Below are 23,869 nucleotides of genomic sequence, written 5' to 3'. Positions count from 1 at the left end.
TTTCACACCCGGATACGGAAATGAACGTTTCTGTACGCCCAGGTCACCCGCCTGATCGTTACTGCATGTGACTTTTCCACAACACTGGGTTAGCGTTCGAAATGTGTCCATGCCGACCCTTCCGAGGCTCGGGCCTCCGGGCCCCTTCCCGCACGCCCCGCTCACCCATCCGCTCGACCGCAAGTGGCTGCACTACGCGTTTCTGTCCCGGTGCGGCCGGCAAGCCCTGATCGCCAACCTGTCCGTGCTGGGGTCCTCCACAGGCGCGGTCATCGCGGATCCGGGCGCTCCGGTCACGGGGCGGCGCAGCGGTACCGGCACGGCGGCCGAGGGACAGCACATGGCCATCCTTCTCGCCTACGAGGAGGGGCACGGCTGGAGTTCGACGCAGTTCAACGCCGACCAGCCCGAACTGCCCTGGTCGGCGTTCCGGTTACCGCATCCGCACGGTGAGTCCGGCGCGTTCCGGGTGGCGGCGCGGTCCAGCGGGCCGGCCGTGGACGTACGACTGATCCGGACCAGCAGGCCGTGTACCTCCCAGTGCGCGCCCTTCGGCGAGGACGAACATCTGCGGTGGCAGTCGGAACCCGGAGTCCTCGGCTCGGGCACGCTGCGGCACGGCGACGGAACGGCCACGGAGACGGACCTGCTGGGCTATCACGAACGGGTGCGCGGCCGCTGGTCCTGGCCGACGCTGGGGGGCTGGGTGTTCGGGTTCGTCAACGACCCTTCCGGCTCCGCCGACTCCGCTCCGCCCTCCGCGGTGGTCTTCACCCTGATCCAGCCCACGAGCCCGGCGGACGCGGCCAACGGGTCGGTGATGCTGTGGCGCGAGGGACGCATGATCCGGCACTTCCCGCGCCGTAATCTGAGAGTCGCCGTCAGCGGCAGCCTGGACCGCGACCGGGTGGTGATGGTGCCGCCGCTCGCGGACATGCTGGGGACCCCACCGATGGCGGCGGTACCCGGCCGGTTGCTGATCACCGCACGGCTCGGCGACGACCGTCTCGTCCTCGACTTCCGCTCACACACGGCGGGCCGGATCACCAACCCGTCCGAGACGAGCCTGCACCCGTTCAGCGTCCACGAGACGCTCGGCCCGTGCACGGTGGAGGGCAGGGTCGGCGGACGCACCATCGGCTTCCGCACCAAGGGCATCGTGGAGTTCGCCGGTGGTGCCCATGACTGAGCCGGTGGTGCCCATGACCGAGACCGTGCCTGCCTTCACGGGTGCCCGGCTGCTGGACGAGACCGTCGCCGCCCTGTCCGACCGGGCGCCGGCCATCCTCGCCGCCGCCGCCGACCAGCTCCACGGCATCCGGCTCGGCCTGCACTTCAACGACGACAGCCACGCCACGCTCACCGCGCGGCACAGCCGTATCGTCGTACGCCAGGACCGCTGCCCGGACCCGGACGTCGAGGTCGTCTTCGACAACCGGGCCATGAACCTCCTGTTCGACCTCCAGCGCCCGCCCGTCGACCAGGTCCTGCCCGACAGCCTCGACGTCCGCGGCTCCCGGGAGGACACCCTCGCCGTGTGGCGCGCCTTCACGCTGCTGTCCCAGCGCGCGGCGGGCCTGCGCAGCATGCAGGAACTCTGGGGCACCTACCGTGAACAGGCTCCTCGGCTGTGGGGCAGCGCGGCGCCCGCCGCCCATGAGCCGGCCGCCGAACCGGTCGACTGGACGGCACTGGACTTCCTCGCCCGGCGCTCGCCCGAGGACGCTCCCGCGCCACCCCCGTTGATCGGCGGCACGACCATCGCGGCCCCGCGTCTGCTGTGGGACGGCCGGACCAGCACGAGCTGGTCGCTGGAGGACACCGTCCGCGACGCGGACCTGATGGAGACCATGCGCCGGTGCCGGGCCCGCACCAACGAGGAGATCGAACGGCTCCTGCCGGACCGCGAACCCCGCGCCGAGCTGTACGACCTCATGCGCTCCTACCCGGCCCGGCAGGGCAAGGGCCTGCGCCCCACCCTGACCATCGCGGCCTGCGCCGCATTCGGCGGACGCCCCGAGGACGCCGTACGCGCCGCCGCCGCGCTGGAGCTGTTCCACAACGGCTTCCTCGTTCACGACGACATCGCCGACGAGTCCACCCATCGGCGCGGCCTGCCCACCATGCACGAGGAACACGGCTTGGGCCTCGCCGTCAACGTCGGCGACGGGCTCAACCTCCTGGCCGTCGACGCCGTCCTCTCCAATCTCGAAACACTCGGGCTGGTACGCACCCTCGGCCTCATCCACGAGGCGGTGCACATGTGCCGGGAGTCCATCGAGGGCCAGGCCATGGAGCTGGGCTGGATCCGCCACGACGTCGTCCCCGAGGCCGACGACGCCTACTTCACGATGAGCACGAAGAAGACCGGCTGGTACACCTGCATCAGCCCCTGCCGTATCGGCGCCGTCTGCGCCGGCGTCACCGACCCGGCCGTACTGGGCCGGTTCGACGAGGCGTTCCGCCTGATCGGCATCGCCTTCCAGATCCAGGACGACATCCTGAACCTGGTCGGTGAGGAAGCCCTCTACGGCAAGGAGCCCCTCGGGGACCTGCTCGAAGGCAAGCGCACCGTGATGCTGATCCACCTCTTCCGCACCGTCTACACCCACGAGCGGCCTCGCCTCTTCGACGTGCTGCGGCAGCGCCGCACCGACAAGACCCAGCAGCACGCCGAGGAACTCCTCGCCGCCATGCAACGGCACGGCTCCATCGAATACGCCACCGACCTCGCCGACCGGCTCGCCGCCGAAGGCATCGCCCGTTTCGAAGAAGACCTGCGGGCCATCCCCGAAAACGAAGGCAAAGCCGTCCTGCGGCAGATCGCCCACTACGTCACCTCAAGGCCACTGTGACCACCACCACGACCACACCCCCGCCGGCCGATCCCACCGCCACCGGCCCGCTGACCCCGATCGACCACCGGGCGTTCGCTTTCCTCGGCCAGGTCAACAGCTGTCTGCGCCGGTGCCTGTGCACGCTGGCCAGGCACGGCGTGGCCCTGCGCCGACACGACCCCGAACGCGCCCGCGTCCTGCTCGACACGGTCCGGCCCTGGCCCCTCTACAAGGGCGGCCAGTTCCTCTTCGACCTCATGGAGTGGGAGGACCTCATGGTCGACGGCGAGCCCCCACCCCTCATGCCCCCCGAGCGGCTCGTCTCCGCCTGCACGCTGCCTGTGCAGTGGCTCGCCGCCGCCACCGCGGAGGTCCCCACGGCGGCGAAACTGGTCCCCGGCCAGCGCACCGCCGCCGCCCTCGACCTCCCCCTCCGTCTGCTGGCCACCACTGCCCGCTCCGCTCTCCAGGGTGCCGCGCAGGACCTCACCGACCTGCTCGGCACGCCCGCTCCCCAAGACGACGGCGGCCACCACGCCGGACACGCCACCGACCTGGACTTCGACGACGACTCCGGCACGGACGCCGACACCGACAGCAGCGATGACGCACTGCCGCCGCTGGAGGCGGGGTTCCACCTCTACGAGGACGTCGTCCTCGGCGCCCTCGTCGTCCTCGGTCCACTCCTTGCCGATCACGCACCCGCAGCCGACCCACCCGCCTCCGGCAGCGACTGACCACCCGCCTGCTGCCGGCCCCCACCGGAGCTCAAGGCGCCCGTCACCGACCCCGACGGGCGGCCGAGCTCCGCCACAAACCCGCCACCGGCGGGTCCGCTCATGCGGACAACCCGCATCCACAGAAGGGAAATCATGGCCACGCAGACCCAGGCCCCCGTCAAGGAGGGGTCCGAGAAGAAGCTGTACATCCTCCAGCAAGGCATCGTCGAAGACGCGCCGGGCGGTGTACCCGCCCACCTCAGCTTCGGCGTCCTCAGCACCGTCCCCGACCCGGTGAACCCCGGCGACATCACCTTCACCCTCAAGGCACCCACGGGCTTCTACTTCACCGGCTGGCTCTCCTGGGCCTACCACGACGTCAACACCCTCCAGGCAAAGGGGAATCTCAAGACCACCCAGGGCGCCGTGAGTGACGGAGGCCGCAAGCTGACCTTCACCCACAACCCGTCCCTGTCCAGCAACCAGGAGTGCATCGGCTACGCGGCACAGGTCTCCGCCCTCGACAGCGCGACGCCGGGCCGCTACACCGACGGAGAGCTCCGCGTGGGCACCGCCGACCCCGTCAAGCTCAAGGGCCGCGTCCTCGGCTCCGACGAGGACTGATCCTCCGCGAACGCATCAGTTCCCCAGGTGGCTCCGGCACTTAGCCCGGAGCCACCGCCCACATCCAGGGCGCCACGAGCTGACCACCGCGACGGCTGGACGAGCCGGGATCGGGTCATCGGTGTGGCCTCATTCGGGCGATGCAGAGAAGGCCGTAGAGGTGGTGGATTTCATGGCGGACGAGGCGGGCGAGGCGGGCGAGGCCGGCGAGGCGGGCGAGGCCCGGTCGGTGCCGTGATCCGAGGTGGCGGGGGAGCGGCTTTCGACCGTCCGGGATTCGAACGTGCGACACCCGCACCGAGGCGATCTGCCCGCCCTGATCGTGTCGGCCCGCCGCTCGGCCGCTGCGGGCGTTACCTCCACTGCGGGCTGGTTGCGATGGCCCGCAGTTGGGCCAGTGTCAGGATCGGCGTGGTACGGGTCGAGGGGGCGTTCTGGTTCGGTGCCTGCCACTCCATGATGGTGACGTAGAGCCCGTCGGGATGCAGTACGTTCACCGCCTCGTGCCCGGGGTCCGTTCCGGGTGGTGCCTGCCGGGACTCGATCAGGGTGCCGTCGGCCAAGGGCGTCGTGCCGGCGAAGACGTGGCTGCGGATCGCGGTGGTGGAGGTCTGCCGCGAGACGTGCACTTCGAGCAGTGACGTGCCGTGGCCGTCGTCCACCCACAGCTGCCCGGACCGCCGGCCGCCGGGCGGGCTCGAATGGGTCAGGCCGGTCGGCAGCAGCGCGGTCAGGGTGGCAAGGGCGCGGTCGGCGGGCAGTGTGCCGGTGAAGGTCGGCTTCGGGGTGGCGGATGCCGTGGTCGAGCCGGTTGTGGCCGAGGCCGCCGGACCGGCGAGCGTTCGGCCGGCTGTTCCCTCGTCGGACAGCAGTCCGGGAACAACCGCCGCGCCGAGCCCGACGAGTGCGAGTACGGCCGCTCCGCTCACGCCGATGGCCACGGCGCGGCGGCGGCGCCTGCGCCGGCCGTTGCGGACACCGGCCTGCAGCAGTGACGGGGTGTGGGGCGGCTCGAAGGTCAGGAGGGTGGTGCGGAGGGCTTCGGTGAAGTCTTCTTCGATGGGCATGGCGGGTCACCGCGTTTCGGGGGTCGGTGATGAGGGCGAAGTAGGTGCCGCGGCACCGGGTCAGGGACTGACGAGCTCGGACAGGTCGTGGCCCAGAAGGTCCCGGATGCGGGCGAGCGCGCGCATGCTCTGGTTGCGTACCGCGCCCGGCCGGACCTGAAGGATCTCGGCGGTCTGCTCGACGCTGCGGTCCTCCCAGTAGCGCAGGAGCAGCACGGCCCGGTCCCGGGCGGACAGCCGGCCGAGCGCGTCGAGCAACGTGACCCGCAGCGTGGCGTCGTGCTCGCTGACGGCACGGGAGTCCGGCAGGGTGTCGGTGGGCTGCTCAGAGCTGCTGCGCCGGCGGCGGTAGGACAGGTAGGTCCGTACGAGGACGGTGTGGGTGTAGGCCGCTGGGTCGTCCACCTGCGCGATCTTGCGCCAGCGGGCATACATCCGGCCCAGCGTGTCCTGCACCAGGTCCTCCGCGAGGTGCACATCCCCGCTGGTGAGCACACACGCAGAGCGGAACAGAGGTGCGGATCGCACAGCGGCGAACGCCATGAAATCCTCTTCGTACCGGCGCTTCATCCAAGATCCTGTTCGTCGTCCACACTCTGAAGACGCTGTGGCCACAGGGTTACGTCCCACCCGGAGAAGCAGAAATCCTGCAGCCTCGGGCGAACCTCGCCTTCGGGCGTCGGCGGCAGTCGTTCTGGGGGCCCTTCTGGCTGTTTGGTGCACGGTCGGGCTCGCGCCGACCGGTCCGTGAGCACATCTGGCGAAACATCAGGTGGGGAAGATCGGTTTCTCTGGCGGCAGTTGCTGCGCTGAAGGCTGCGGGGCGGTGTTGGGACCATGATCTTCGAGGCTCGCGTCAAAGTGGCTGCATCGGAGTGCCCTCAACCGCCCTGGAGGCCGGCCGGGGTCTTGATCGAGTTCCAGGACGGTGAGGGGTTCACTTGGGCGAGTGCCAGAAGTCGACGTTGGACGTCACGTAGCCGACTCGTTGGCCGTCGGCAAGGGCTTGAAGCCATGCACACCAGGGGAGCTGGTCCGCGATCGGCAGACCGGCGAGATCGCCAAGGATGCCAACAGTGGTGAGGTGCTGAGGATCACCGGAGGCGTTTCGTCGAGGACGGCGAGTCCTCGCTCATTACGCTCGCCCACGGCCGGTGCCGGCGCGCGAGCTGATGACCCGCATGGGCCACAGCAGCTCACGCGCCGCACTGATCTACCGGCACATGACCAGCGACCGTGACCGGACCCCCGGTAGCAGCGACTGCGTAGCCGTAACGCCTGAAACGTGAAGGCCAGGGAGGAAACCTCTCGTGAGCCGGCCCTTCTGCCTGCGCCCGGACCCTCGCCCGCTTCGCACAATTCGTTAAATGCGTACTCTGCTTGCTTTACGTCCTGTGGTTGCGTTAGTCTTCAATGGTCGACACCGACTGGCAAGGGGGAGGGCATGAGCCCGACGATTGAGGTTGACGAACAGACGTACCGCTCCATCGAGTTCGCGGCGCGCATGGGTGGTACCACTGCTGGCGAGGTTGTTGCTCGGCTCGTGAGAAACGCAAGCATGCCGCCCTCCGCCCCGGCCGCCGCGGGCGCGGAGAAGGAGCGTACGGTCGACGTGTACGTCGACTACGAAGGTCATCGGACCCGTGGCAGCTATGACCGGGACACGAAGCGCATCGACATCACTTCGGGGCCGCTTGCCGGGCAGAGCTTCAAGACGCCGACGGGGGCGGCCCGGGCGGTGGTGGCGCACTACAAGCCGGACGTGAACCCGAACCGCAACGGCTGGTCGTTCTGGCTGCTTGATGATGGGTCCGGCGGGACCCTGCAGACCATCCGGCACTCGGAGTGAGTTAGCGGAGGGCGCCCCGTTGCGTGGCTTGCCGCCTGGGTGCGGGTGGGCCGCCCACGGCGGGGAGGCGGACGTAGTGGCACGCGTGTGGCACGGTGCCTGAAACGGCGAAGGGCCGGCTCTGGAGGAAACCTTCCTGAGCCGGCCCTTCTCTCTGTGCCCCGGCAGGATTCGAACCTGCGACACTCGCCTCCCACGTGTTCACGGGGTTTTCTGTCCTGATGTGTGCTGAATCCGTTCCGTTCCCGACGTCGTGCGAGCTACATGCGCAAGGACGGGATGCGAACAAGGCGAGAAGGGAGCCGTCCGGACTGCTTGGCCGCCTCATCGCAGCCGCTTTCGCGGCCATGGGGTGCAGCGATTCCGGAACCGGGCCCGAGGTGCGCATGGTCTGCCAAGGTGATGCAATGGACTCAGCGGCATGAGAACCGCCGGATGGCTGGGTGATCCTTGGGGCCCCCGCGCCGGATGCGCGACGTCAGCGGCCCCTCGTGCTCGCCCTCGGACCGCCAGAAATCATGTGGCCGCTCTTTGCCGCGAGGGCTTGCAGCATGGCGCGTAGCGGTCGGCCGGTGACGGGCTCCGTTGAGCTGTGAGGAGCTGCAGCCGAGCCCGGCAGGGTGCTTGTTCGGGGCTGGCTTCGTTCTCACGCTTCACCCCGAGTAGGCCGCCCGACGAACCGGATGAACGTACGGGAGTCACCATGGATCGCTATCCGCCCATTGCCGACCATGGTCTGATCGGTGACTTGCAGACCGCTGCTCTGGTCTCCTCCGGTGGTGTGATCGACTGGTTCGCCGCTCCGCGGTTCGACTCCCCGAGCGTCTTCGCCTCCCTGCTGGACCACGACCGGGGCGGATACTTCATGTTCGCCCCGCAGGACCGTGAGGCTGTCTGCAAACAGCTCTACTATCCGGACACGGCCGTGCTGGTGACGCGGTTCATGTCACCGGCCGGCGTCGGTGAGGTCCTTGACTGCATGCCACCGGACAAGGCCCTCGTACCGACAGACCGACACGCCGTGATGCGTCTTGTACGCGCCGTACGCGGCACCGTGCGCTTCTCCCTGGAATGCCGGCCCCGATTCGACTACGGGCGGGCCGTCCACGACCTCGATCTGACCAGTGAGACAGCTGTGTTCCGGGCGTCGGCGCAGACCGGTTACCTCCAGACCACGTTCCCCGTGCAGCGGGACGGGCGGGACGTCCGGTGCGAGATCACGCTAGAGGCCGGGCAGACGGCCGCGGCGGTCTTCACCGTCTGCGACATCGGCGGGCAGCCGCCTGCCCCCGTCACCCTGGAGGAGCTGACCGATCAGCTCCTCGTCGTCGGCGAGTTCTGGCAGAGCTGGCTTCGTACCTCCGGCTATCGCGGTCGGTGGCCGGCCATAGTGAACCGCTCGGCCATCACCCTCAAGCTCCTCACCTACGCCCCGACGGGCGCACCGGTCGCCGCGGCCACCATGGGACTTCCCGAACAGGTCGGCGGCGAGCGCAACTGGGACTACCGGTACACGTGGGTGCGCGACGGAGCCCTGTCCGTAAGGGCGCTGCTGGATCTGGGATTCGTCGATGAGGCGGCCCGGTTCACACGCTGGCTCGGCGACCGGATGCGGGACCGCGCCGACGTACCGGGCGAACGTCTCCAGATCATGTACCGGGTAGACGGGAACCCTGACATCCCGGAGGAGACCCTCGACCACTTCGAGGGTTACCGCGGTTCCGCGCCGGTGCGGGCCGGGAACGCGGCGATGGACCAACTGCAGCTCGACATCTACGGCGAGGCGCTCTATGCCCTGTCCGAGAGCCGGGGAGTAGGAATTCAGACCGGCTACCACGGATGGAAGGGTCTCGCCGCGATCCTGGACTGGCTCGCCGCCACCTGGGACCGGCCGGACGAGGGCATCTGGGAGACCCGCGGCGGCCGCAAGGACTTCACGTACAGCCGGGTGATGTGCTGGGTCGCCTTCGACCGAGGACTGCGCCTGGCGCAAGAGTTCAGCCGTCCTGCCGACATCTCCGGCTGGACCACTGCGCGCAACGCCATCCTGGAACAGGTGATGGAACGCGGGTGGAGCGACCAGGAGCAGGCCCTGGTCCAGCACTACGGCGGCCATGTCCTTGACGCGTCGCTGCTGCTCATTCCCCGTGTCGGCTTTCTGGCCCCCAGGAGCCCCGGCTGGCTGTCGACGCTCGATGCGATGGACCGCACCCTCGTCTCGGACAGCCTCGTCTACCGCTACGACCCGACGGCATCTCCGGACGGCCTGCGCGGCTCCGAGGGCACCTTCAGCCTCTGCACCTTTCTCTACGTCGACGCACTCGTCCGGGCCGGCCGGGTCCGGCAGGCGCGTTACGCGTTCGAGAAGATGCAGACGTACGCCAACCATGTGGGCCTGTTTGCCGAAGAAATCGGCCCGAGCGGCGAACAACTCGGCAACTTCCCCCAGGCTTTCACCCATCTTTCCCTCATTATGGCGGCCACCACTCTCGACGACGCCCTCGACCGTGAGCAGGCGTGACAAGGGCCATGAATCCGGCGCCGGTGGGTGTGCTCACAGTGCAGTTCCCCGGGTGCGGGGGACCTTCACACGGCATAGGCTGGTGAGGGTCAAGTCGGGTTCTCAGGGCGCAGAGCGGCAGACGCAGATCCCTTACATTCGGAGATCGGAAATACCTGCGGAGACCTTTGACGAGCGCGGTTGTCATCTGCCTGCGAGCGAGGTGGCAACGGTCCGCCATCTTCTTCCCGCAGTTGGTCTGTTCGCCCCTCGGGTTTCGCGCGCCGGACGGCGCTGCCCTCAGAACCTGCGCTTATTCAGTGTTCAGGCGGAGGTCGGTCAGGATGAGAGTTGTCGTGGATCTTTCCCGCTGCGAAGGATATGCGCAATGCGCGTTTCTGGCTCCGGACGCTTTCCGGATGCACGGCGAGGAAGCACTGATGTATGACCCGCAGCCCGACGACGTCCAACGCGAGCAGGTGCTGCGCGCCGCGGCTGCTTGCCCGCTCCAGGCCATTCTGGTCGACCAGTTGGAGGGGTCGGACACGTCGGCGGGGGTGCCGCAGCCATGAGCAGTGCCGACACCCTGCAGGAGTTCAAGCGCGACGGCCGCGTCGTGATCGTCGGGGCGTCACTGGCGGGACTGCGAGCCGCGGAGGCCCTGCGCGACGAGGGGTTCACCGGGACGTTGACCATGATCGGTGACGAGCCGGCCGAGCCCTACGACCGCCCCCCGCTGTCCAAGCAGGTGCTCACCGGGTGGGTGCCGGCCGAGGGCACCGCGCTGCCGCGACGTCGTGACATCGATGCGGAGTGGCTGCTGGGCGTGCCCGCTGACGGGTTGGACCTGGCGACCAACCAGGTACACCTCGCCGACGGTCGCCGGATTCCCTTCGACCGCATGCTGATCTCCACCGGTGTACGTGCGCGGCCCTGGTTCGTCGAGGACGAGGCGGCCCTGGACGGCGTGTTCGTGGTGCGCACACGCGAGGACGCCGACGGCCTGCAGCGAGCGATCGCCGCCGGGCCTTCCCGCGTACTGGTCATCGGCGCGGGTTTCACCGGCTCCGAGATCGCCTCCATCTGCCGGGAGCGTGACATCCCGGTGACCGTCGCCGAACTCGCGCCGGCCCCGCTGGTCGGGGGGCTCGGTGCCATGATCGGTGAAGTCGCGGCGGACATGCAGCGCGCCCACGGTGTGGATCTGCGCTGCGGTGTCAAAGTCACCCGGCTGGAGGGCGACGCGCAGGGACGGTTCCGCCGCGCGCACTTCGACGACGGCAGCACCGTCGACGCGGACGTGGTGGTGGTGGCGCTCGGGGGCATCCGCAACACCGAGTGGCTACGCGATTCGGGGCTGGCGGTGGGCGTGTGGGGAGTCGCCTGCGACTCGGGGTGCCGTGCCTTCGACATCAACGGCCTGGTCACCGATGACATCTTCGTCGCCGGAGACGTGGCTCGCTGCCCGAACCCCGTCTACGAGTACCGGTTCATCTCGCTGGAACACTGGGCCAACGCCGTGGAGCAGGCCCGGATCGCGGCGCACAACATGGTCAGCGCCCAGGCGGACCGCTGGCCGCACCTGTCCATCCCGACGTTCTGGTCGATCCAGTTCGGCGTCAACATCAAGTCCGTCGGCGTACCGACCTACGCCGACGAGGTCGTCGTCACACAGGGGTCCGTGCCCGACCACCGCTTCGTCGCCGTCTACGGGTACCAGGGCCGCGTGACCGCGGCGGTCAGCTTCAACAACGCGAAGTGGCTGGACCACTACCGGCGGTTGATCGAGGCCGCCGCGCCGTTCCCGCCCCCCTGTCCCACGCCCGACCAGCCCGTCGACGCGAAACCGGTGCCCGTCGACTTCCCCGGCCCCACGCTGCTCGCGCAGGGCGCCACGGTGGTCGTCACCGGCCATGACCCGGGCGAACGACGCGTCACCGCCGTGCGGCAGCACCGGTAGGAGAGGAAGCAGGAGGGTAAGTGACATGACCGCAAACGAGACGTCCGACATCCTGCCCCGGATCCTCGACTACTCCTCCCGGGCCGACCCGTACCCGCTGTACGCCGAGCTGCGCAAGACGCCGGTGGCCCGGCAGGCGGACGGCAGTTACGTCATCAGCACCTATCGGGAGCTCACCGGCATCCTGCACGATCCGCACCTGAGTTCCGACACCCGCAATCTGTCACGGCCGATGCCCGGAGCCGAGGAACGCGCTGCGCCGGCGTTCCTCAACCTCGACCCGCCCGAGCACGACCGCCTGCGCCGCCTGGCCATGCGCCACTTCGGGCCCCCGCACACTCCGGGACTGGTCACCGGCATGGAATCCGACCTGACCGCCACCGTCAGCGGCCTGATCGACAACTTCGCGGGCAAAGAGCAGATCGACATCGTCGACGACTTCGCCTACCCGTTCCCCGTCACCGTGATCTGCCACCTGCTCGGCGTGCCGCGCGAGGACGAGCCGCGCTTCCACGTGTGGGTGAACGCCATCATCGACTCGATCAATTACGACCCAAAGACCGACCCGAAGGAGAAACTGGACAACGGACTGCAGGCCACCAAGGACCTGCGCCAATACCTGGGCGGGCTGCTGGACCAACGCCACGGCCGGCCAGGCGACGACCTGCTGACACGACTGGCCAACGACGACGGGCCCGACGGGCGGATGACCGACGACGAAATCGTCAGCACCGCGAACCTGCTGCTCATCGCCGGCCACGAGACCACCGTCAACCTCATCACCAACGGCATGCTCACGCTGCTGCGCAACCCCGACGTGCTGCAACGCCTGCGCGCCGAACCGGACCTGATCGTACCGCTGGTCGAGGAGCTGCTGCGTTACGAGCCCCCCGTCCACATCATTCCGTGGCGGGCGGCATACAGCGACATCGCCGTCGGCGACACCGTCATCCCCAAGGGCTCGCAGATCATGCTCATGCTCGCCTCGGGCAGCCGCGATCCGCAACGCTTCGACCATCCCGACCGCTTCGATCCCGACCGTCAGGACAACCAGCACCTGGGGTTCGGCAGCGGCATCCACCTGTGCTTCGGTGGACCGCTGGCCCGCCTGGAGACGCAGATCGCGTTGCAGGAGCTGGTACGCCGTCTCGACGGGCCCCGGCTGGTCGCCGATCCTCCGCCGTACCGGCCAAGCCCTGTGCTTCGGGGGCCGATCCATCTGCACGTCGAGCAGAGCGGCTGACGGTACAGGAGGCCGAAACCGCCGGCGCTGGTGCCCTGCGCAGCGGAAGTCGCGGTACGCGGTCCTGCGGGACCAGGGGACACCGAGCGAGGAGGCAGACCATCGTGAACTCCACCCCCGACGACGCACGTCCTCGGGACGTGATACCCGCCCACATCCTCAAGGGCCAGAAGGCACTGGTCACCGGCGCCAACTCCGGAATCGGCAAGGCAACGGCCATCGCCCTCGGCCGGGCCGGCGCCGACGTCGTCGTGAACTACGTGGCCGGCCGCGAGGACGCCGAAAAAGTGGTCGAGGAGATCACCTCCTTCGGCGGCCGCGCTGCCGCCCACGAGGCGGACGTCTCCAACGAGGACCAGGTCGTCGCCATGCTGGACCGGATGATCCAGGACTTCGGCACGATCGACATCCTGGTCGCCAACGCCGGACTCCAGCGTGACGCCCCCTTCACCGAGATGACCCTCGCCCAGTGGCAGAAGGTACTGGACGTCAACCTCACAGGTCAGTTCCTGTGCGCCCGGGAGGCGACGAAGGAATTCCTGCGGCGCGGGGTCGTGCCGGAGGTCTCCAGCGCCGCCGGGAAGATCATCTGCATGAGCTCCGTACACCAGCTCATCCCGTGGGCAGGACACGCGAACTACGCCTCCTCCAAGGGGGGCCTGCAGATGATGATGCAGACCTTGGCGCAGGAACTGGCACCGCAGAAGATCCGCGTCAACGCGGTGGCCCCGGGAGCCATCAAGACACCGATCAACCGCAGCGCCTGGGAGACGCCCGAGGCCCGGGAAGACCTGCTGCGGCTGATTCCCTACAAGCGCATCGGCGACCCCGAGGACATCGCCAACGCCGTCGTCGGTCTCTCCTCGGACCTCATGGACTACGTGGTGGGAACCACCCTCTACGTGGACGGCGGCATGACCCTCTTCCCCGGCTTCGCCACCGGCGGATGACCTTCAGGGAGCGGCGCCACGGGCCCGGGAGCTCTCGGGTGGGTCGGTGGCGGTCGCGGTGCCGGTGTCCAGGAACTCGCGGATCGCGACGCCGAGCAGGGTGAGCACCGCCGTCCAGATGACGACCATCGTGGTCGGACAGCTCCAGGTGAACAGGACGATCAGCGCGACGACCAGGATGGCGCCCCGATCCAGGCGCAAAGGTCCCCCGAAGGCTGCCGAGGCCGTGGTCGTCCTGGAGGATCCCGCGGCATGATGTGTGCCTTATGCGTGCTGTGTATGACAGCAGGGGTCGCTTCGGCGGCGCGGCGGAACGCCCCCTGCTTCCGGGCTACCAGGGCAGGTCGCGGCGGACCAACGCCTGAGCGAATGGTTCGCCGGTGGCCCGGGCGTAAGCCATCCGCTCGCGAACCTCGCCGAGGGTGCGCGGGCGGTAGCCGGGGCCGCCGCAGCAGCTCTTGTGGAAGCGCACACCGGCGTGCAGCAGCACGGAGAGGGTGCGCCAGGCGGCGGTGTCCCGCCTCTTGGGTGCCGCGAAGGCGGAGCCGACGTGGATCAGTGGTTCGGCGCAGCGTGGACAGACCCGGTGGTGGTCGTGGTAGCCGGGGTAGGGCTGCTTGTACGAGGCCCGGCAGGGCAGGCAAACGTACGAGGTCTTTCCATGGGCCATGCGGGAAGGGTAGAGCCACCACAGGGTCGGGCTCGACAGATTTCCGGCATGCTGCGCAGGCTCGTCAGCAAAGGTGGGGCGGCGACGGCCGACCGTACTCGCTTCTCCTCGCAGCCTCGGAGTTCTGCGTCGATGGCCTCAGCAGCATCCCCTGCGGCCAGCTCGCTGTTCTCCTTGGAGACCTCGCGGTCGTCATACACGAAGAGTCTTGCGTCAACGACATGGGTCTTCGGGTGGCACCCGAGACGACGGCCCGCCTCGCACGACGGACGGCCTTCGACCAGCTTCTCGTACCGGAGCGGGGCCAGTTCGTCCTTCGCGGGCATGTCGCACAGCTCCCCACCGTTGCCCGCAGCCACGTGTGCGCCACATGCGTACCGCGAGTGCGAAGGCCCTCCCGTCTGCCGGACGGGAGGGCCTCTGACCGGGTGTTTCTCTGTGCCCCCGGCAGGATTCGAACCTGCGACACCCGCTTTAGGAGTTCGATCCGGGCCCGTTCCGGCTGCTGCCGTCGACTGGAGCGACGGCCGGACAGAGGCGCTGTTGTACGCCCCCGTCCGGCATCGTTGATGTCAGCTGTGGATGTCAGGTCGTCCCTCGATGCGAACTATGGGCAGGTAGGTCGCTGAGATCTTTTTAGCTGGTCGCGGGGTTCTTAGCAGCCACGACCGGACGCCTGGGGCCCCCACAGTTGCTGTACTTCTGTGCTGTACCGCAGGCGGCCTGTCTCACTGGTTCCTCAACATAGGTTCGCCGATGAGCACCTGCAATGGCGCTTACCGCGCCATTCCTGACCAGGGGCAGAGCCGTCGACAACTGCTTTTCCTGTCGTCGTTGACACCCCTCGTACGGTCCGGAGACGACCCCGGAGTGTGTCAGATCGCTGCACTCCAGCCCGGGTAGCCAGTCGGTGACGGTGCAGCCGCTGAAAGTGCCAAGACATTTATCTCCAGTTATGGTGATGTGCTGAGCGATTGCGGTGAGCAGACAGTCAACACATGCTGGGGAATGGTGCAGCTCATAAGTTCAAAAGTTGGCTGCCCGTCGACCGTGACTGCGCCCTGGCCACATGGTTCTAGGAGATCGCATGAAGTTAAAACGGCGATTACTCTCGGTTAGTTCCCTCTGGGTGATGGTGGTCTGCTTACTGGCAGCCCCCGCCATGGCATCATCCAGGCTGATCCCTCTCAAGGAGAAGGTTGGTGATCCGTTCACCGTCTTCCATTTGGGTCGGTCAGTCAAAGACCCGCGTCAGGCGTTCTTTGTGCCCTACCGCGGCAACCCGGTCGTCAGGGGGCCGAATCTGTATGCGGCCAACCCCGTCAAGGCGGGCGGCGTCTGGAACGTCTACTTCGGTGGCTGGCGCGCCGCAGGACAGCAGAACGACGAGATCTACCTGTCTAGGACCAGAGACGACACACTTACCCATGGTTTCTCCGGTATCAGGACAATTATCGGTCACGGCGTTTACGACCACGTCAACGATCCCTCGGCGGTCAGGCTCCAGGACGGTAACTGGGTCATGGCGATGACCACCAGACCGGTAGGGGATGTCGATAAGTGCTCCACACTGCTTTCCCCCGACGGGGTTCACTGGCCACAGCTGACCGACCGTAGGCACGAGGTCACGATTCGGGGAGCGCGCGTCACCATGTGCGGCCGCCCGTCGCTGATCTTTAACTCCCACTATAAGGACAGGCACCACCGGTGGCGGTGGGAGATGTACTTCGATGGCTCGGTCAACAACAGCCCTTGGTCGCAGCACCTGGCTGTCTCCTACGAGGCCTTCCCGAGGCACTTCACCTACGTACGGCTGATCGGCCTCATGGGCGACGCCGACATCAAGCTTGTCAACGGGCAGTACATCGCCGCTTATCGCAGGATCGGCCCCGGCATGGACTCGTGGTGGCGCCTGCGTTACGCCACCAGCCGGGACGGCCTCCACTTTGCCGAACACGGCCAGTTGGTGGCCCCTGACCCGCTGGCCAGCTACGACGACTGCGGCGTGACCAACCCGGGCTGGGCCATCAACGAGAAGGGCCTGATCACTGCGGTAATGTACGGCGGCATGGCCACCTGCCCCTGGGGAACCAGCAAGCAACAACTCGGCGTGGCCCTGCCGCAGGCGGAGGTGACCCTCTTCACTGGCAATCTCGCCCATTGGCACCGGCAGGCCATCAGCGCCACCGCACAGCGCATCGACACCCACCAGTACAACAATGTCGACCGGATCATGATTATTCCACAGCCCGGCGCACGCCCGATCATCAACCAACCAGTCCATGGCACCCGTAGGGACGCATGGGCTGTTAAATAACGTTTCCGTGCCCCGCATACCCTCTTCCGGGCTATCCGGTGAGGCTGGCTGGTTCGGTTGTGGCTCACCCGCTGGTTACTGATCACGGGTGAGCCGTCACCGGCGCAACCGACCGCCCCAGCCACAGAGGGGTTCTCCCCCTTCTCATGGCCGCGCCCGCCATCCGGCCGGCCTGGCGCGTGGATCACTGGGCCGTACGAACGCCCGCGCATCTGGCAGCGTCGGCCCGCATGCCACCGCCACCACGATCCGGCCTCTTGCGGTAACAAAGCGTCTTTGACCTGCACCGTTGGGTATCACTGTTCGTTCCCGTGCCCGTGTTGGAATGTGGCCGCTGCGTGCGGCGACGGACGGGCGGCGACGTGCGGCCGGTGGCGAAGACAGTGAGGCGGCGCGGCGGCGACCGGTCGGCGCCGCCGCGCTTGGCGCGGCCCTCGGGTCTTGATCCGACCTACCGGAAGTAGGCAACCGGGTGGAAAGGGGTACGCGGTGGCCCTGGTAGCGGAGTGCTGGGGTTGAGCTGCTGTTGCGTCGTTCCCTTCCTGAGGCCGGATCGTGGTGGCGGTGGTGTGTTGGTCGGGAGCGGCCGTTGATGCGCTTGGGCGGAGGGTGCGGCGGTCGGGTTGGCGATGATCCAAGAGGGCCGTTGACCGCCGGACCAGCGAGCGAAGCGAGCCTTGAACCAGTAGAGAAAGTTGTAACTCACTGGCTCGGGCCGGTGGTGTCCGGTCCCGGTAGATGCTTGAACCAGTAGAGAAAGTTGTAACTCACTGGCTCGGGCCGGTGGTGTCCGGTCCCGGTAGATGCTTGACACTTCGGTCCCAGCTGATGGTTGACAGTGGCCGTGATCGGCTTTTCTGTGCGCGTCGTTGCGGCGCGTGTGGGGAGGCCGGGATTGGCGCTGGTGGAGTTGTCGGTTGTCGAGCAGAGATGCCGGGCTGTGCTTGCGGTGCTGGCGGGTGCGACGGTGACGGAGGTCGCCGCTCAGCTTGGTGTGTCCCGGCAGACGGTGAGTGGGTGGAAGTCGAGGTATGAGGCCTCGGGTCTGGCGGGGTTGGGGGATCGTTCACGCAGGCCGACGTCGTGTCCGCATCAGGCGTCTGCCGAGGTGGAGGCGGCGGTGTGCGAGTTGCGGCGCGAGCATCCTCGGTGGGGTCCGCGGCGGATCGCTCATGTGCTGGAGCGGTCCGGGATGGTGGATCCGGTGCCGTCGCGGATGACCGTGTATTGGATCCTGGTCCGTCACGGGTTGGTGGAGCCGGGGGTGCGGCGCCGGAAGCGGTCGGATTACAAGCGCTGGCAGCGGGACCGGGCGATGCAGCTGTGGCAGATGGACATCATCGGCGGGGTGATGCTGGTCGACCCGGTGACCGGGGAACTGACCGAGGCCAAGGTCGTGACTGGGGTGGATGACCATTCCCGGTATTGCGTGATCGCGTCGGTGGTCGAGAGGGCGACGGGGCGGGCGGTGTGTGCGGCCTTCGCCCGGGCCTTGCAGAGGTTCGGGGTGCCGGAGGAGGTGCTGACCGACAACGGCAAGCAGTTCACCGACCGGTTCGGGCAGGGTGGTGAGGTGTTGTTCGACCGGATCTGCCGGGAGAACGGGATCGCGCACCGGCTGACCCAGCCGGCGTCGCCGACCACGACGGGCAAGGTCGAGTGGTTCCATCAGACGCTGCGGCGTGAACTCCTTGACGACTGCGGGGCTTTCGAGAGCATCGAGGCGGTGCTGGATGCGTGGGTGGAGGAATACAACTCCTCGCGGCCGCATCAGGCGCTGGACATGCAGTCTCCGGGGGACCGGTTCGCCCCGGTTGCTGAGCAGGAGCGGGACGTCCTCGGGCTGAAGATCCCCGGAGTGCTCGCCCTGGTGCCGCAGCAGCGGACACCTCCTGCGGAGCTGGCTCCGGCTGAAGCGTCGGCTGTTTCTGCCGCCCGGTCTGAGGTGGTGCCGGCGGAGCCCGGTGGGCCGGTGGAGTTCGAGCGGGTGGTGCCTGCGAGTGGGAATCTGCAGGTCGCGGGCAAGCAGTTCTGGCTCGGGCCGGCCCGTTCAGGACTGACGGTGACCTTCTGGGCCGACAGCTCCATGATCCATCTGCTGATCGCCGGAACACGGATCAAGACCGTGCGGTCGCACTTGTCGGTGGCGGATCTGGGCCGGCTGGCCGCCCGGGGCGGACGTGCGGCTGGACCGGCCCCGCTTCCGGCTGGCGACGGGGCCGCGTTCGAGGTGGACCGGGTCGTGAACAACAGCGGCCTGGTGGGCCTGGGCGGGCACCAGCTCCTGGCGGCGGAGATTCTCGGCGGCCGCCAGGTGGGCATCCGCATCGACGACGAGACGCTGTCGTTCTTCGATCCGTCCTCGCGGGAGCTGCTGCGGGTGCGGCCCAACCCGCTGACCGGCGAGGAAGTCCGCAAGCTGCGGGGCCTGCGGCCGGCCGGACCGCCACCACGGCCCGGCGTCGAGCCCGTGCGGGTGCAGCGGCGGGTCAGCGCGGTCGGCACCGTCATGGTCTGCCGCCAGGTCGTCTCCCTCGGCCGCCCCTACGCAGGGCAGACCGTGACCGTCCACGTGTCCGACACGACGATCAGCGTCGAGCTGGACGGCCAGGTCCGGGTGATCCGGCGCACGACCGACGTCCCGGTCCGTAACGTGAAAGCGAACAGGCCCCACGGGGCTTCCCATGTGGCCCACCGTCAAGCATCACCTGGGACCAGATCGTCAGGCATCAGCTGGGATCCGACAGGCTCGGGCCGGTGGTGTCCGATCCCGGTAGATGCTTGACGCTTCGGGCCTCTGCGATGTGGCGGCCGTGTTCGGCCGCTCGTAGCAGTGACTGGGCTACCCGTTCGGCGTCGTCCGGGTGCAGGTAGATCTCCTGGGTCCACAGCACTGACAGTCGCACGGTGCCGTTCAGGGGGTTCGTTGCTACGTCTACCTCGACGCCGTTGCCGGTGGTGTCGCTGACGTTCAGGTCCAGATCGCTGCTGTAGGCGCTCATGCGATTGAGCATGCATGAGGCCCGGCTTCAGATGCGAGGCCGGGCCTTCGTCATCAGCTGAGACGGGTCGTGGTAGGCAGACGCTTGAAGTCGTGAGCGCAGAGCGGGGGGTTCCCTGAGTGCACGATGAGCGAGTGGCAGGTAGGTCACTGGCCGGATAGTCCAGGTGACGCGGGTGTCAGCGTGTGTGACCGACACCGTGCAGGGTTCGCACCGTAGCAGTGCTCGTCTGGTCTCGACACGGCCGTCGTGCAGCCACTCCCATGCCTCATCTGAGGCATCTGAGTCCAGGGCTGGTGAGATGGTGCGAAGTGCGACCGCGACCCACCGGTCGGCCTGTGGTGCCGAGTAGGCGTCGAAAGATGCCAGGAGCGCCGGCCCCTGCGCCTCGGTGAGGTTTTCCGTCCAGCACTCGCACCAGAAGCCGCGGCGGGTGTTCTGGCTCAGCACGGATGGCCTCCCCACCGACCGTCCGCGTACAACTCCGCGGTGACCGTGTGGCCCTGGTCGCTGTCGTGCACGACGATCCGGTGGGCGATGGCGCTGACCATGCCCAGTCCTCGGCCGTGCTCGGCGTCCTGGTCCTGGTGCTCGACCTTCGGGGCCGTGGCCGTACCGCCGTCGTCCGTGACTGACACTGCGACCACCTGAGCCGATACCGCGACCGCCAGGTGGAAGCTGCCGTACTCCCGGCCGCTGGCCGTGTGCAGGATCGCGTTTGCGCTCAGCTCGCTCACGATCAGTTCGGCGTCCTCGGCTAACGGGGAGCCGCGCAGGATGTCACGGGTCCAGCGGCGGGCCCGGCTCACTTCTTCGGGGAATCCTGGGCAACTCAGTCCCCAGACCCGGGCTGTACTCGTATACTCGTGCATACAAGTTCCTTCGTGCTGGTAGGCCGCCATGTGCAGCGGGTTCGGGCTAGACGAGTTTCACGCCGTTGTGGGCGCGGATGGCCGGCGGGGTTGCCGCGTCGAGTGCGTCCAGGACTCGGATCGCGTACGCCTCGTCGGCGAGCTCGGTGACCTCTTCGCGGGTGGCCCAGCGCAGTGCGCGGGTCTCGTCACCGGTGGTGGGCACACCGTCGGCGGCCTCGCAGCGGAAGACCAGCGAGACGATCAGGCCCTTCATGTTCTTGTAGACGCCGGTCAGGGTCGCCGGAAGGGCGATCTTGATTCCGGTCTCTTCGAGGACTTCGCGCTGGAGGGCTTCCGGGATGGTCTCCTCGCGTTCGAGGACGCCGCCCGGCGGCTCCCACTTGCCGTTGTCCCGGCGCTGGATCAGGAGGGCCCGGCCTTGGTCGTCCACGACGACCCCGGCGACGCTCACGGAGTGCGGGCGTTCAGTGCTCACGTTCCTCGGACCTCTCGGCTGGCTAGGCTCTCCACCGTAGCAACAACACTCGCCCACTCGTCTAGATACCTAAAGGAGTACTCACGTGAGCCCTCTCCCTTCGGGCCTCCTCGGTGATCTCGACCCCACGAGCGATCGTGCGGTCTTCCGGCAGATCGCCGACCAGCTGCGCGAGGCCATCGACCGTGGGCGATTTCGCGAGGGCGGGAAGCTGCCCTCCGAAGCCGACCTTGTCGACCACTTCGGGGTGTCCCGGATGACGGTCCGCAACGCCTTCTCCATCCTCCAGGGTGAGGGGCTGGTGCACGCCGAGCACGGCAGGGGGGTCTTCGTACGACCGCGACCGCCCGTGCGGCGGCTCGCCTCGGACCGCTTCGCCCGGCGACACAGGGAGCAGGGCAAGTCCGCGTTCATCGTGGAGGCCGACGCGGCCGGCAGTCACCCCCAGGTGGACAGCCTGGAGGTCAAGGAGGAGAAGGCGAGCCAGGACGTCTCCGCCCGGCTGGGATCAGTGCGGCGCGTGCTGGCTCGTCGGCGCCGGTACCTGCTCGACGGGCGACCGGTGGAGTTCGCCACCTCCTACCTCCCGCTCGACATCGCCCGCGGGACCCCGATCGCGGAACCCAACCCCGGGCCCGGCGGCATCTACGCCCGCCTGGAAGAGCTGGGTCACCGCCTCGAACACTTCGAGGAAGAGATCCGCGCCCGGATGCCCTCACCCGCAGAGGTGAAGACGCTCCGGTTGGCCGCCGGCGTGCCGGTCATCCACCTCATCCGGACGGCCTTCGACACCGAGGGCCGGGCCGTCGAGGTCTGCGACACGGTGATGGCGGCGGACGCGTACGTCCTCTCGTACCAGCTTCCTGCGACCTGATCGTCACGATTTGCGGTGGTGCGCGGGGACGCTTCTCCGAACTCGTTCACCCCAACACGCTTACTCGTATAGACGAGTGGGCAAGTTGTGTGGCAAGGTGGGTACGTGATCCCGATCAAAGGGACTCGCAAAACCCATCTTGTATAGACGAGTAGATAGGAGTGTGCCTTGCGCACCATCCGCGTGGAGACCTCCGGAGCGACGATCCTCCTCACCGAGGCCCCCGAGCCGAAGGTCCGCGACCGGCAGACCGGTGAGATCGCCAAGGACACCAACAGCGGTGAGGCGCTGATGACCATCGGCGTCGTCTACATCGAGGACGGCGAGTCGTCGCTGATCAAGGTCACCGTTCCGGAGGGCGGCATCTCCGAGGGGCTGGCTCTCGGCGCGCCGGTCTCGCTGCCGGGTCTGGTCGCCCGGCCGTGGGAGTCCGTCTTCAACGGCCAGCAGCGCCACGGCATCGCCTACCGCGCTGCCGCCGTCACTCCGGCCGCCTTCCCGGCCGCGACCGGGGCCGCCGCCTGATGTCCGACCTGACGACGCTTCTGGAAGTGGGTGGTCCTGTCGCCGCACTCGGTGGCGGGGCCGCCTACGCCCGGGCCAAGCACCCGGCGGCGTACTGGTCCACGGTCGGTCTTCCGGTGTCCACGGTCCGGCTGATCAGCTCGTACGGCTCGGTCATGGAGGCGTGCGGCCTGACCGTGGCGCCCTCCCGGCTGCGGGTGCTCGCCGTGAAGGCCATGACGCAGCGTGAGGTACGGCCCGTGCCGCCACGTCGGGGCCTCATCCGACCCACCACGACCGGGCTGCGGATACGCCTCCGCCTGGCGCCGGGCCAGGAACCCGCCGACGTCGCCGCCTCGGCCGAACGACTCCGGCACGCGTGGGGCGTTCACGCCGTGTACGTCACCACCGTCAAGCCGGGGGTCGTCGAGCTGCGGCTCGTGGGTTACGACGTCTTACGGCGGGTGCGTATGCCGCGCAAGATTGCGGGCGGTTTCCTTAAGGTGCCGGTCGCACTGCGAGAGGACGCTACGCCGTTCGTCCGCGACTACCGCACCATCCCCCACCAACTCACCCTTGGTGCCACGCTGTCCGGCAAGTCCATGTACCTGCGGCACCTCATCGCCGGACTCGCTCCTCAGTCGGTCGCCCTCGTCGGCATCGACTGCAAGCGGGGTGTCGAGCTGGCTCCCTTCGCGCCCCGGCTCTCCGCACTCGCGACCGACCCGGAACAGGCGGCTGAGCTGCTGCCGGTGCTGGTCAAGGAAATGGAGGACCGGTACGACCTGATCAAGGCCCGACAGGGCATCGCCCCCGGCACCCCGGACGAGGAAATCACCTCCGACATCTGGGGCCTGCCGGAGCATGAACGCCCGGTGCCGGTAGTGCTGTTCGTGGACGAGGTGGCCGAACTCTTCATGGTCGCCACAAAGAAGGACGAGGAGCGACGCGACGAGATGGTCACCCAGCTCATCCGCCTCGCCCAGCTCGGCCGCGCCGCCGGCATCTACCTGGAAGTGTGCGGGCAGCGCTTCGGCGCCGAACTCGGCAAGGGTGCCACGATGCTCCGCGCCCAGCTCACCGGCCGCGTTTGTCACCGCGTCAACGACGAAGCCTCCGCCAAGATGGCTCTGGGCGACATCGCCCCTGAAGCGGTCTCCGCCGCCTGCTCCATCGCCCCGGAACGGCCCGGGCTGGCCGTGGCGGGCGACACCTCCGGCGGCTGGTCCCGCATCCGCACGCCGTACCTCTCCCTCGGCGACGCTGCCAAGACCTGCCACGAGTCGGCCCACCTGGTGCCCGACCTCCCCGCCCTGAAGCCCTTCCGGCCCGACGTGCCCGAGCATCCGGTCGAGAGCACGCCGCCGGTCGTCCTGCCGCACCCGGTCACCGACTGACCTTCC

The 23,869-nt window shown here is 68.2% G+C and carries 22 protein-coding genes and 1 pseudogene; 15 read left to right on the top strand and 8 right to left on the bottom strand.

The features are described 5' to 3' along the window. The first annotated feature begins 109 nt into the window (after nt 1–109). The 4 genes from ABZ624_RS06710 (at nt 110) to ABZ624_RS06695 (ending at nt 4,180) form a co-directional block, all read left to right on the top strand. Nucleotides 110–1,189, top strand: a complete 1,080-nt coding sequence (locus ABZ624_RS06710; protein ID WP_360083341.1) for a hypothetical protein — start codon at nt 110–112, stop codon at nt 1,187–1,189. After that, nucleotides 1,182–2,855, top strand: coding sequence for a polyprenyl synthetase family protein (locus tag ABZ624_RS06705; protein ID WP_360083339.1), 1,674 nt, complete (start codon nt 1,182–1,184; stop codon nt 2,853–2,855). Before ABZ624_RS06710 ends, ABZ624_RS06705 begins: the two co-directional genes overlap by 8 nt. Beyond that, nucleotides 2,852–3,574: a hypothetical protein gene (locus ABZ624_RS06700; protein WP_360083337.1), complete on the top strand. Its 723-nt coding sequence runs from the start codon at nt 2,852–2,854 to the stop codon at nt 3,572–3,574. Before ABZ624_RS06705 ends, ABZ624_RS06700 begins: the two co-directional genes overlap by 4 nt. 135 nt (nt 3,575–3,709) lie before the next feature. Further along, entirely contained in the window at nt 3,710–4,180 is a 471-nt protein-coding gene (locus tag ABZ624_RS06695) for a hypothetical protein (protein WP_360083335.1), read from the top strand. A gap of 353 nt (nt 4,181–4,533) precedes the next feature. Here ABZ624_RS06695 and ABZ624_RS06690 read toward each other — a convergent pair whose 3' ends face one another. Beyond that, the gene (locus tag ABZ624_RS06690; RefSeq protein WP_360083333.1) at nt 4,534–5,247 is read right to left on the bottom strand and encodes a hypothetical protein; all 714 of its coding nucleotides are present in this window, start codon (nt 5,245–5,247) and stop codon (nt 4,534–4,536) included. A gap of 60 nt (nt 5,248–5,307) precedes the next feature. Further along, a complete protein-coding gene (locus ABZ624_RS06685; RefSeq protein ID WP_360083331.1) occupies nt 5,308–5,817 on the bottom strand; it encodes a SigE family RNA polymerase sigma factor in 510 nt (169 codons plus the stop codon). An 874-nt stretch (nt 5,818–6,691) separates the two neighbouring features. Here ABZ624_RS06685 and ABZ624_RS06680 point away from each other — a divergent pair. From ABZ624_RS06680 to ABZ624_RS06655, 6 genes are all read left to right on the top strand, one after another. Continuing rightward, entirely contained in the window at nt 6,692–7,096 is a 405-nt protein-coding gene (locus ABZ624_RS06680) for a hypothetical protein (RefSeq protein WP_360083329.1), read from the top strand. Between the two features lie 703 nt (nt 7,097–7,799). Then, complete coding sequence (locus ABZ624_RS06675; protein ID WP_360083327.1) at nt 7,800–9,617, top strand: glycoside hydrolase family 15 protein; 1,818 nt, start codon at nt 7,800–7,802, stop codon at nt 9,615–9,617. Between the two features lie 323 nt (nt 9,618–9,940). After that, complete coding sequence (locus ABZ624_RS06670) at nt 9,941–10,168, top strand: ferredoxin (protein WP_360083325.1); 228 nt, start codon at nt 9,941–9,943, stop codon at nt 10,166–10,168. Further along, the gene (locus ABZ624_RS06665; protein ID WP_360083323.1) at nt 10,165–11,556 is read left to right on the top strand and encodes an FAD/NAD(P)-binding oxidoreductase; all 1,392 of its coding nucleotides are present in this window, start codon (nt 10,165–10,167) and stop codon (nt 11,554–11,556) included. The genes ABZ624_RS06670 and ABZ624_RS06665 overlap by 4 nt, the downstream gene beginning before the upstream one ends. Before the next feature lie 25 nt (nt 11,557–11,581). Beyond that, entirely contained in the window at nt 11,582–12,799 is a 1,218-nt protein-coding gene (locus ABZ624_RS06660; protein WP_360083321.1) for a cytochrome P450, read from the top strand. 155 nt (nt 12,800–12,954) lie between these two features. Beyond that, nucleotides 12,955–13,749 carry an SDR family oxidoreductase gene (locus ABZ624_RS06655; protein WP_360084053.1) on the top strand — a complete coding sequence of 265 codons (795 nt, stop codon included), beginning with the start codon at nt 12,955–12,957 and terminating at the stop codon, nt 13,747–13,749. A 3-nt stretch (nt 13,750–13,752) separates the two neighbouring features. Here the strand turns inward: ABZ624_RS06655 and ABZ624_RS06650 are convergent, their stop codons facing one another. Next, nucleotides 13,753–13,950: a hypothetical protein gene (locus ABZ624_RS06650; RefSeq protein ID WP_360083319.1), complete on the bottom strand. Its 198-nt coding sequence runs from the start codon at nt 13,948–13,950 to the stop codon at nt 13,753–13,755. A gap of 130 nt (nt 13,951–14,080) precedes the next feature. Continuing rightward, a complete protein-coding gene (locus ABZ624_RS06645) occupies nt 14,081–14,419 on the bottom strand; it encodes a deoxyxylulose-5-phosphate synthase (protein ID WP_360083317.1) in 339 nt (112 codons plus the stop codon). A 1,087-nt stretch (nt 14,420–15,506) separates the two neighbouring features. On the opposite strand from ABZ624_RS06645, the gene ABZ624_RS06640 reads away from it, so the two are divergent. Together ABZ624_RS06640 and ABZ624_RS06635 are read left to right on the top strand one after the other, a co-directional pair. Continuing rightward, nucleotides 15,507–16,736: a hypothetical protein gene (locus ABZ624_RS06640; RefSeq protein WP_360083315.1), complete on the top strand. Its 1,230-nt coding sequence runs from the start codon at nt 15,507–15,509 to the stop codon at nt 16,734–16,736. Between the two features lie 895 nt (nt 16,737–17,631). Next, nucleotides 17,632–19,521, top strand: coding sequence for an IS481 family transposase (locus tag ABZ624_RS06635; protein WP_360084051.1), 1,890 nt, complete (start codon nt 17,632–17,634; stop codon nt 19,519–19,521). Here ABZ624_RS06635 and ABZ624_RS06630 read toward each other — a convergent pair. From ABZ624_RS06630 to ABZ624_RS06615, 4 genes and pseudogenes are all read right to left on the bottom strand, one after another. Continuing rightward, nucleotides 19,466–19,738, bottom strand: coding sequence for a hypothetical protein (locus tag ABZ624_RS06630; RefSeq protein ID WP_360083313.1), 273 nt, complete (start codon nt 19,736–19,738; stop codon nt 19,466–19,468). The genes ABZ624_RS06635 and ABZ624_RS06630 overlap by 56 nt on opposite strands. 53 nt (nt 19,739–19,791) lie before the next feature. Further along, nucleotides 19,792–20,188, bottom strand: a pseudogene (locus ABZ624_RS06625) (hypothetical protein). Then, nucleotides 20,182–20,610 (bottom strand): ATP-binding protein, encoded by a 429-nt coding sequence (locus ABZ624_RS06620; RefSeq protein WP_360083311.1) that lies wholly within the window; start codon nt 20,608–20,610, stop codon nt 20,182–20,184. The pseudogene ABZ624_RS06625 and the gene ABZ624_RS06620 overlap by 7 nt, the downstream one beginning before the upstream one ends. A 46-nt stretch (nt 20,611–20,656) precedes the next feature. Further along, nucleotides 20,657–21,064: an NUDIX hydrolase gene (locus tag ABZ624_RS06615; RefSeq protein ID WP_360084049.1), complete on the bottom strand. Its 408-nt coding sequence runs from the start codon at nt 21,062–21,064 to the stop codon at nt 20,657–20,659. A 109-nt stretch (nt 21,065–21,173) separates the two neighbouring features. On the opposite strand from ABZ624_RS06615, the gene ABZ624_RS06610 reads away from it, so the two are divergent. The 3 genes from ABZ624_RS06610 (at nt 21,174) to ABZ624_RS06600 (ending at nt 23,863) form a co-directional block, all read left to right on the top strand. Further along, nucleotides 21,174–21,962 (top strand): GntR family transcriptional regulator, encoded by a 789-nt coding sequence (locus ABZ624_RS06610; protein WP_360083309.1) that lies wholly within the window; start codon nt 21,174–21,176, stop codon nt 21,960–21,962. A 168-nt stretch (nt 21,963–22,130) separates the two neighbouring features. Next, nucleotides 22,131–22,487 (top strand): hypothetical protein, encoded by a 357-nt coding sequence (locus ABZ624_RS06605; RefSeq protein ID WP_360083307.1) that lies wholly within the window; start codon nt 22,131–22,133, stop codon nt 22,485–22,487. After that, a complete protein-coding gene (locus ABZ624_RS06600) occupies nt 22,487–23,863 on the top strand; it encodes an FtsK/SpoIIIE domain-containing protein (protein ID WP_360083305.1) in 1,377 nt (458 codons plus the stop codon). The genes ABZ624_RS06605 and ABZ624_RS06600 overlap by 1 nt, the downstream gene beginning before the upstream one ends. Nucleotides 23,864–23,869: the final 6 nt, after the last annotated feature.

The organism is Streptomyces sp. NPDC007205, assembly GCF_040634095.1.
In the GTDB taxonomy this organism is placed as follows: Bacteria; Actinomycetota; Actinomycetes; order Streptomycetales; family Streptomycetaceae; genus Streptomyces.
Note: the sequence above shows the minus strand (reverse complement) of the source record. Positions and strands in the feature narration are given on the sequence as shown.

Excerpts from the sequence above, each read along its gene's own strand:
- ABZ624_RS06685 (WP_360083331.1), bottom strand. The coding sequence starts at position 5,817 with ATGAAGCGCCGGTACGAAGAGGATTTCATGGCGTTCGCCGCTGTGCGA.
- ABZ624_RS06630 (WP_360083313.1), bottom strand. The coding sequence starts at position 19,738 with ATGAGCGCCTACAGCAGCGATCTGGACCTGAACGTCAGCGACACCACC.
- ABZ624_RS06675 (WP_360083327.1), top strand. The coding sequence starts at position 7,800 with ATGGATCGCTATCCGCCCATTGCCGACCATGGTCTGATCGGTGACTTG.
- ABZ624_RS06640 (WP_360083315.1), top strand. The coding sequence starts at position 15,507 with ATGAAGTTAAAACGGCGATTACTCTCGGTTAGTTCCCTCTGGGTGATG.
- ABZ624_RS06670 (WP_360083325.1), top strand. The coding sequence starts at position 9,941 with ATGAGAGTTGTCGTGGATCTTTCCCGCTGCGAAGGATATGCGCAATGC.
- ABZ624_RS06690 (WP_360083333.1), bottom strand. The coding sequence starts at position 5,247 with ATGCCCATCGAAGAAGACTTCACCGAAGCCCTCCGCACCACCCTCCTG.
- ABZ624_RS06660 (WP_360083321.1), top strand. The coding sequence starts at position 11,582 with ATGACCGCAAACGAGACGTCCGACATCCTGCCCCGGATCCTCGACTAC.
- ABZ624_RS06705 (WP_360083339.1), top strand. The coding sequence starts at position 1,182 with ATGACTGAGCCGGTGGTGCCCATGACCGAGACCGTGCCTGCCTTCACG.
- ABZ624_RS06710 (WP_360083341.1), top strand. The coding sequence starts at position 110 with ATGCCGACCCTTCCGAGGCTCGGGCCTCCGGGCCCCTTCCCGCACGCC.
- ABZ624_RS06680 (WP_360083329.1), top strand. The coding sequence starts at position 6,692 with ATGAGCCCGACGATTGAGGTTGACGAACAGACGTACCGCTCCATCGAG.
- ABZ624_RS06600 (WP_360083305.1), top strand. The coding sequence starts at position 22,487 with ATGTCCGACCTGACGACGCTTCTGGAAGTGGGTGGTCCTGTCGCCGCA.
- ABZ624_RS06620 (WP_360083311.1), bottom strand. The coding sequence starts at position 20,610 with ATGCACGAGTATACGAGTACAGCCCGGGTCTGGGGACTGAGTTGCCCA.
- ABZ624_RS06645 (WP_360083317.1), bottom strand. The coding sequence starts at position 14,419 with ATGGCCCATGGAAAGACCTCGTACGTTTGCCTGCCCTGCCGGGCCTCG.
- ABZ624_RS06665 (WP_360083323.1), top strand. The coding sequence starts at position 10,165 with ATGAGCAGTGCCGACACCCTGCAGGAGTTCAAGCGCGACGGCCGCGTC.
- ABZ624_RS06695 (WP_360083335.1), top strand. The coding sequence starts at position 3,710 with ATGGCCACGCAGACCCAGGCCCCCGTCAAGGAGGGGTCCGAGAAGAAG.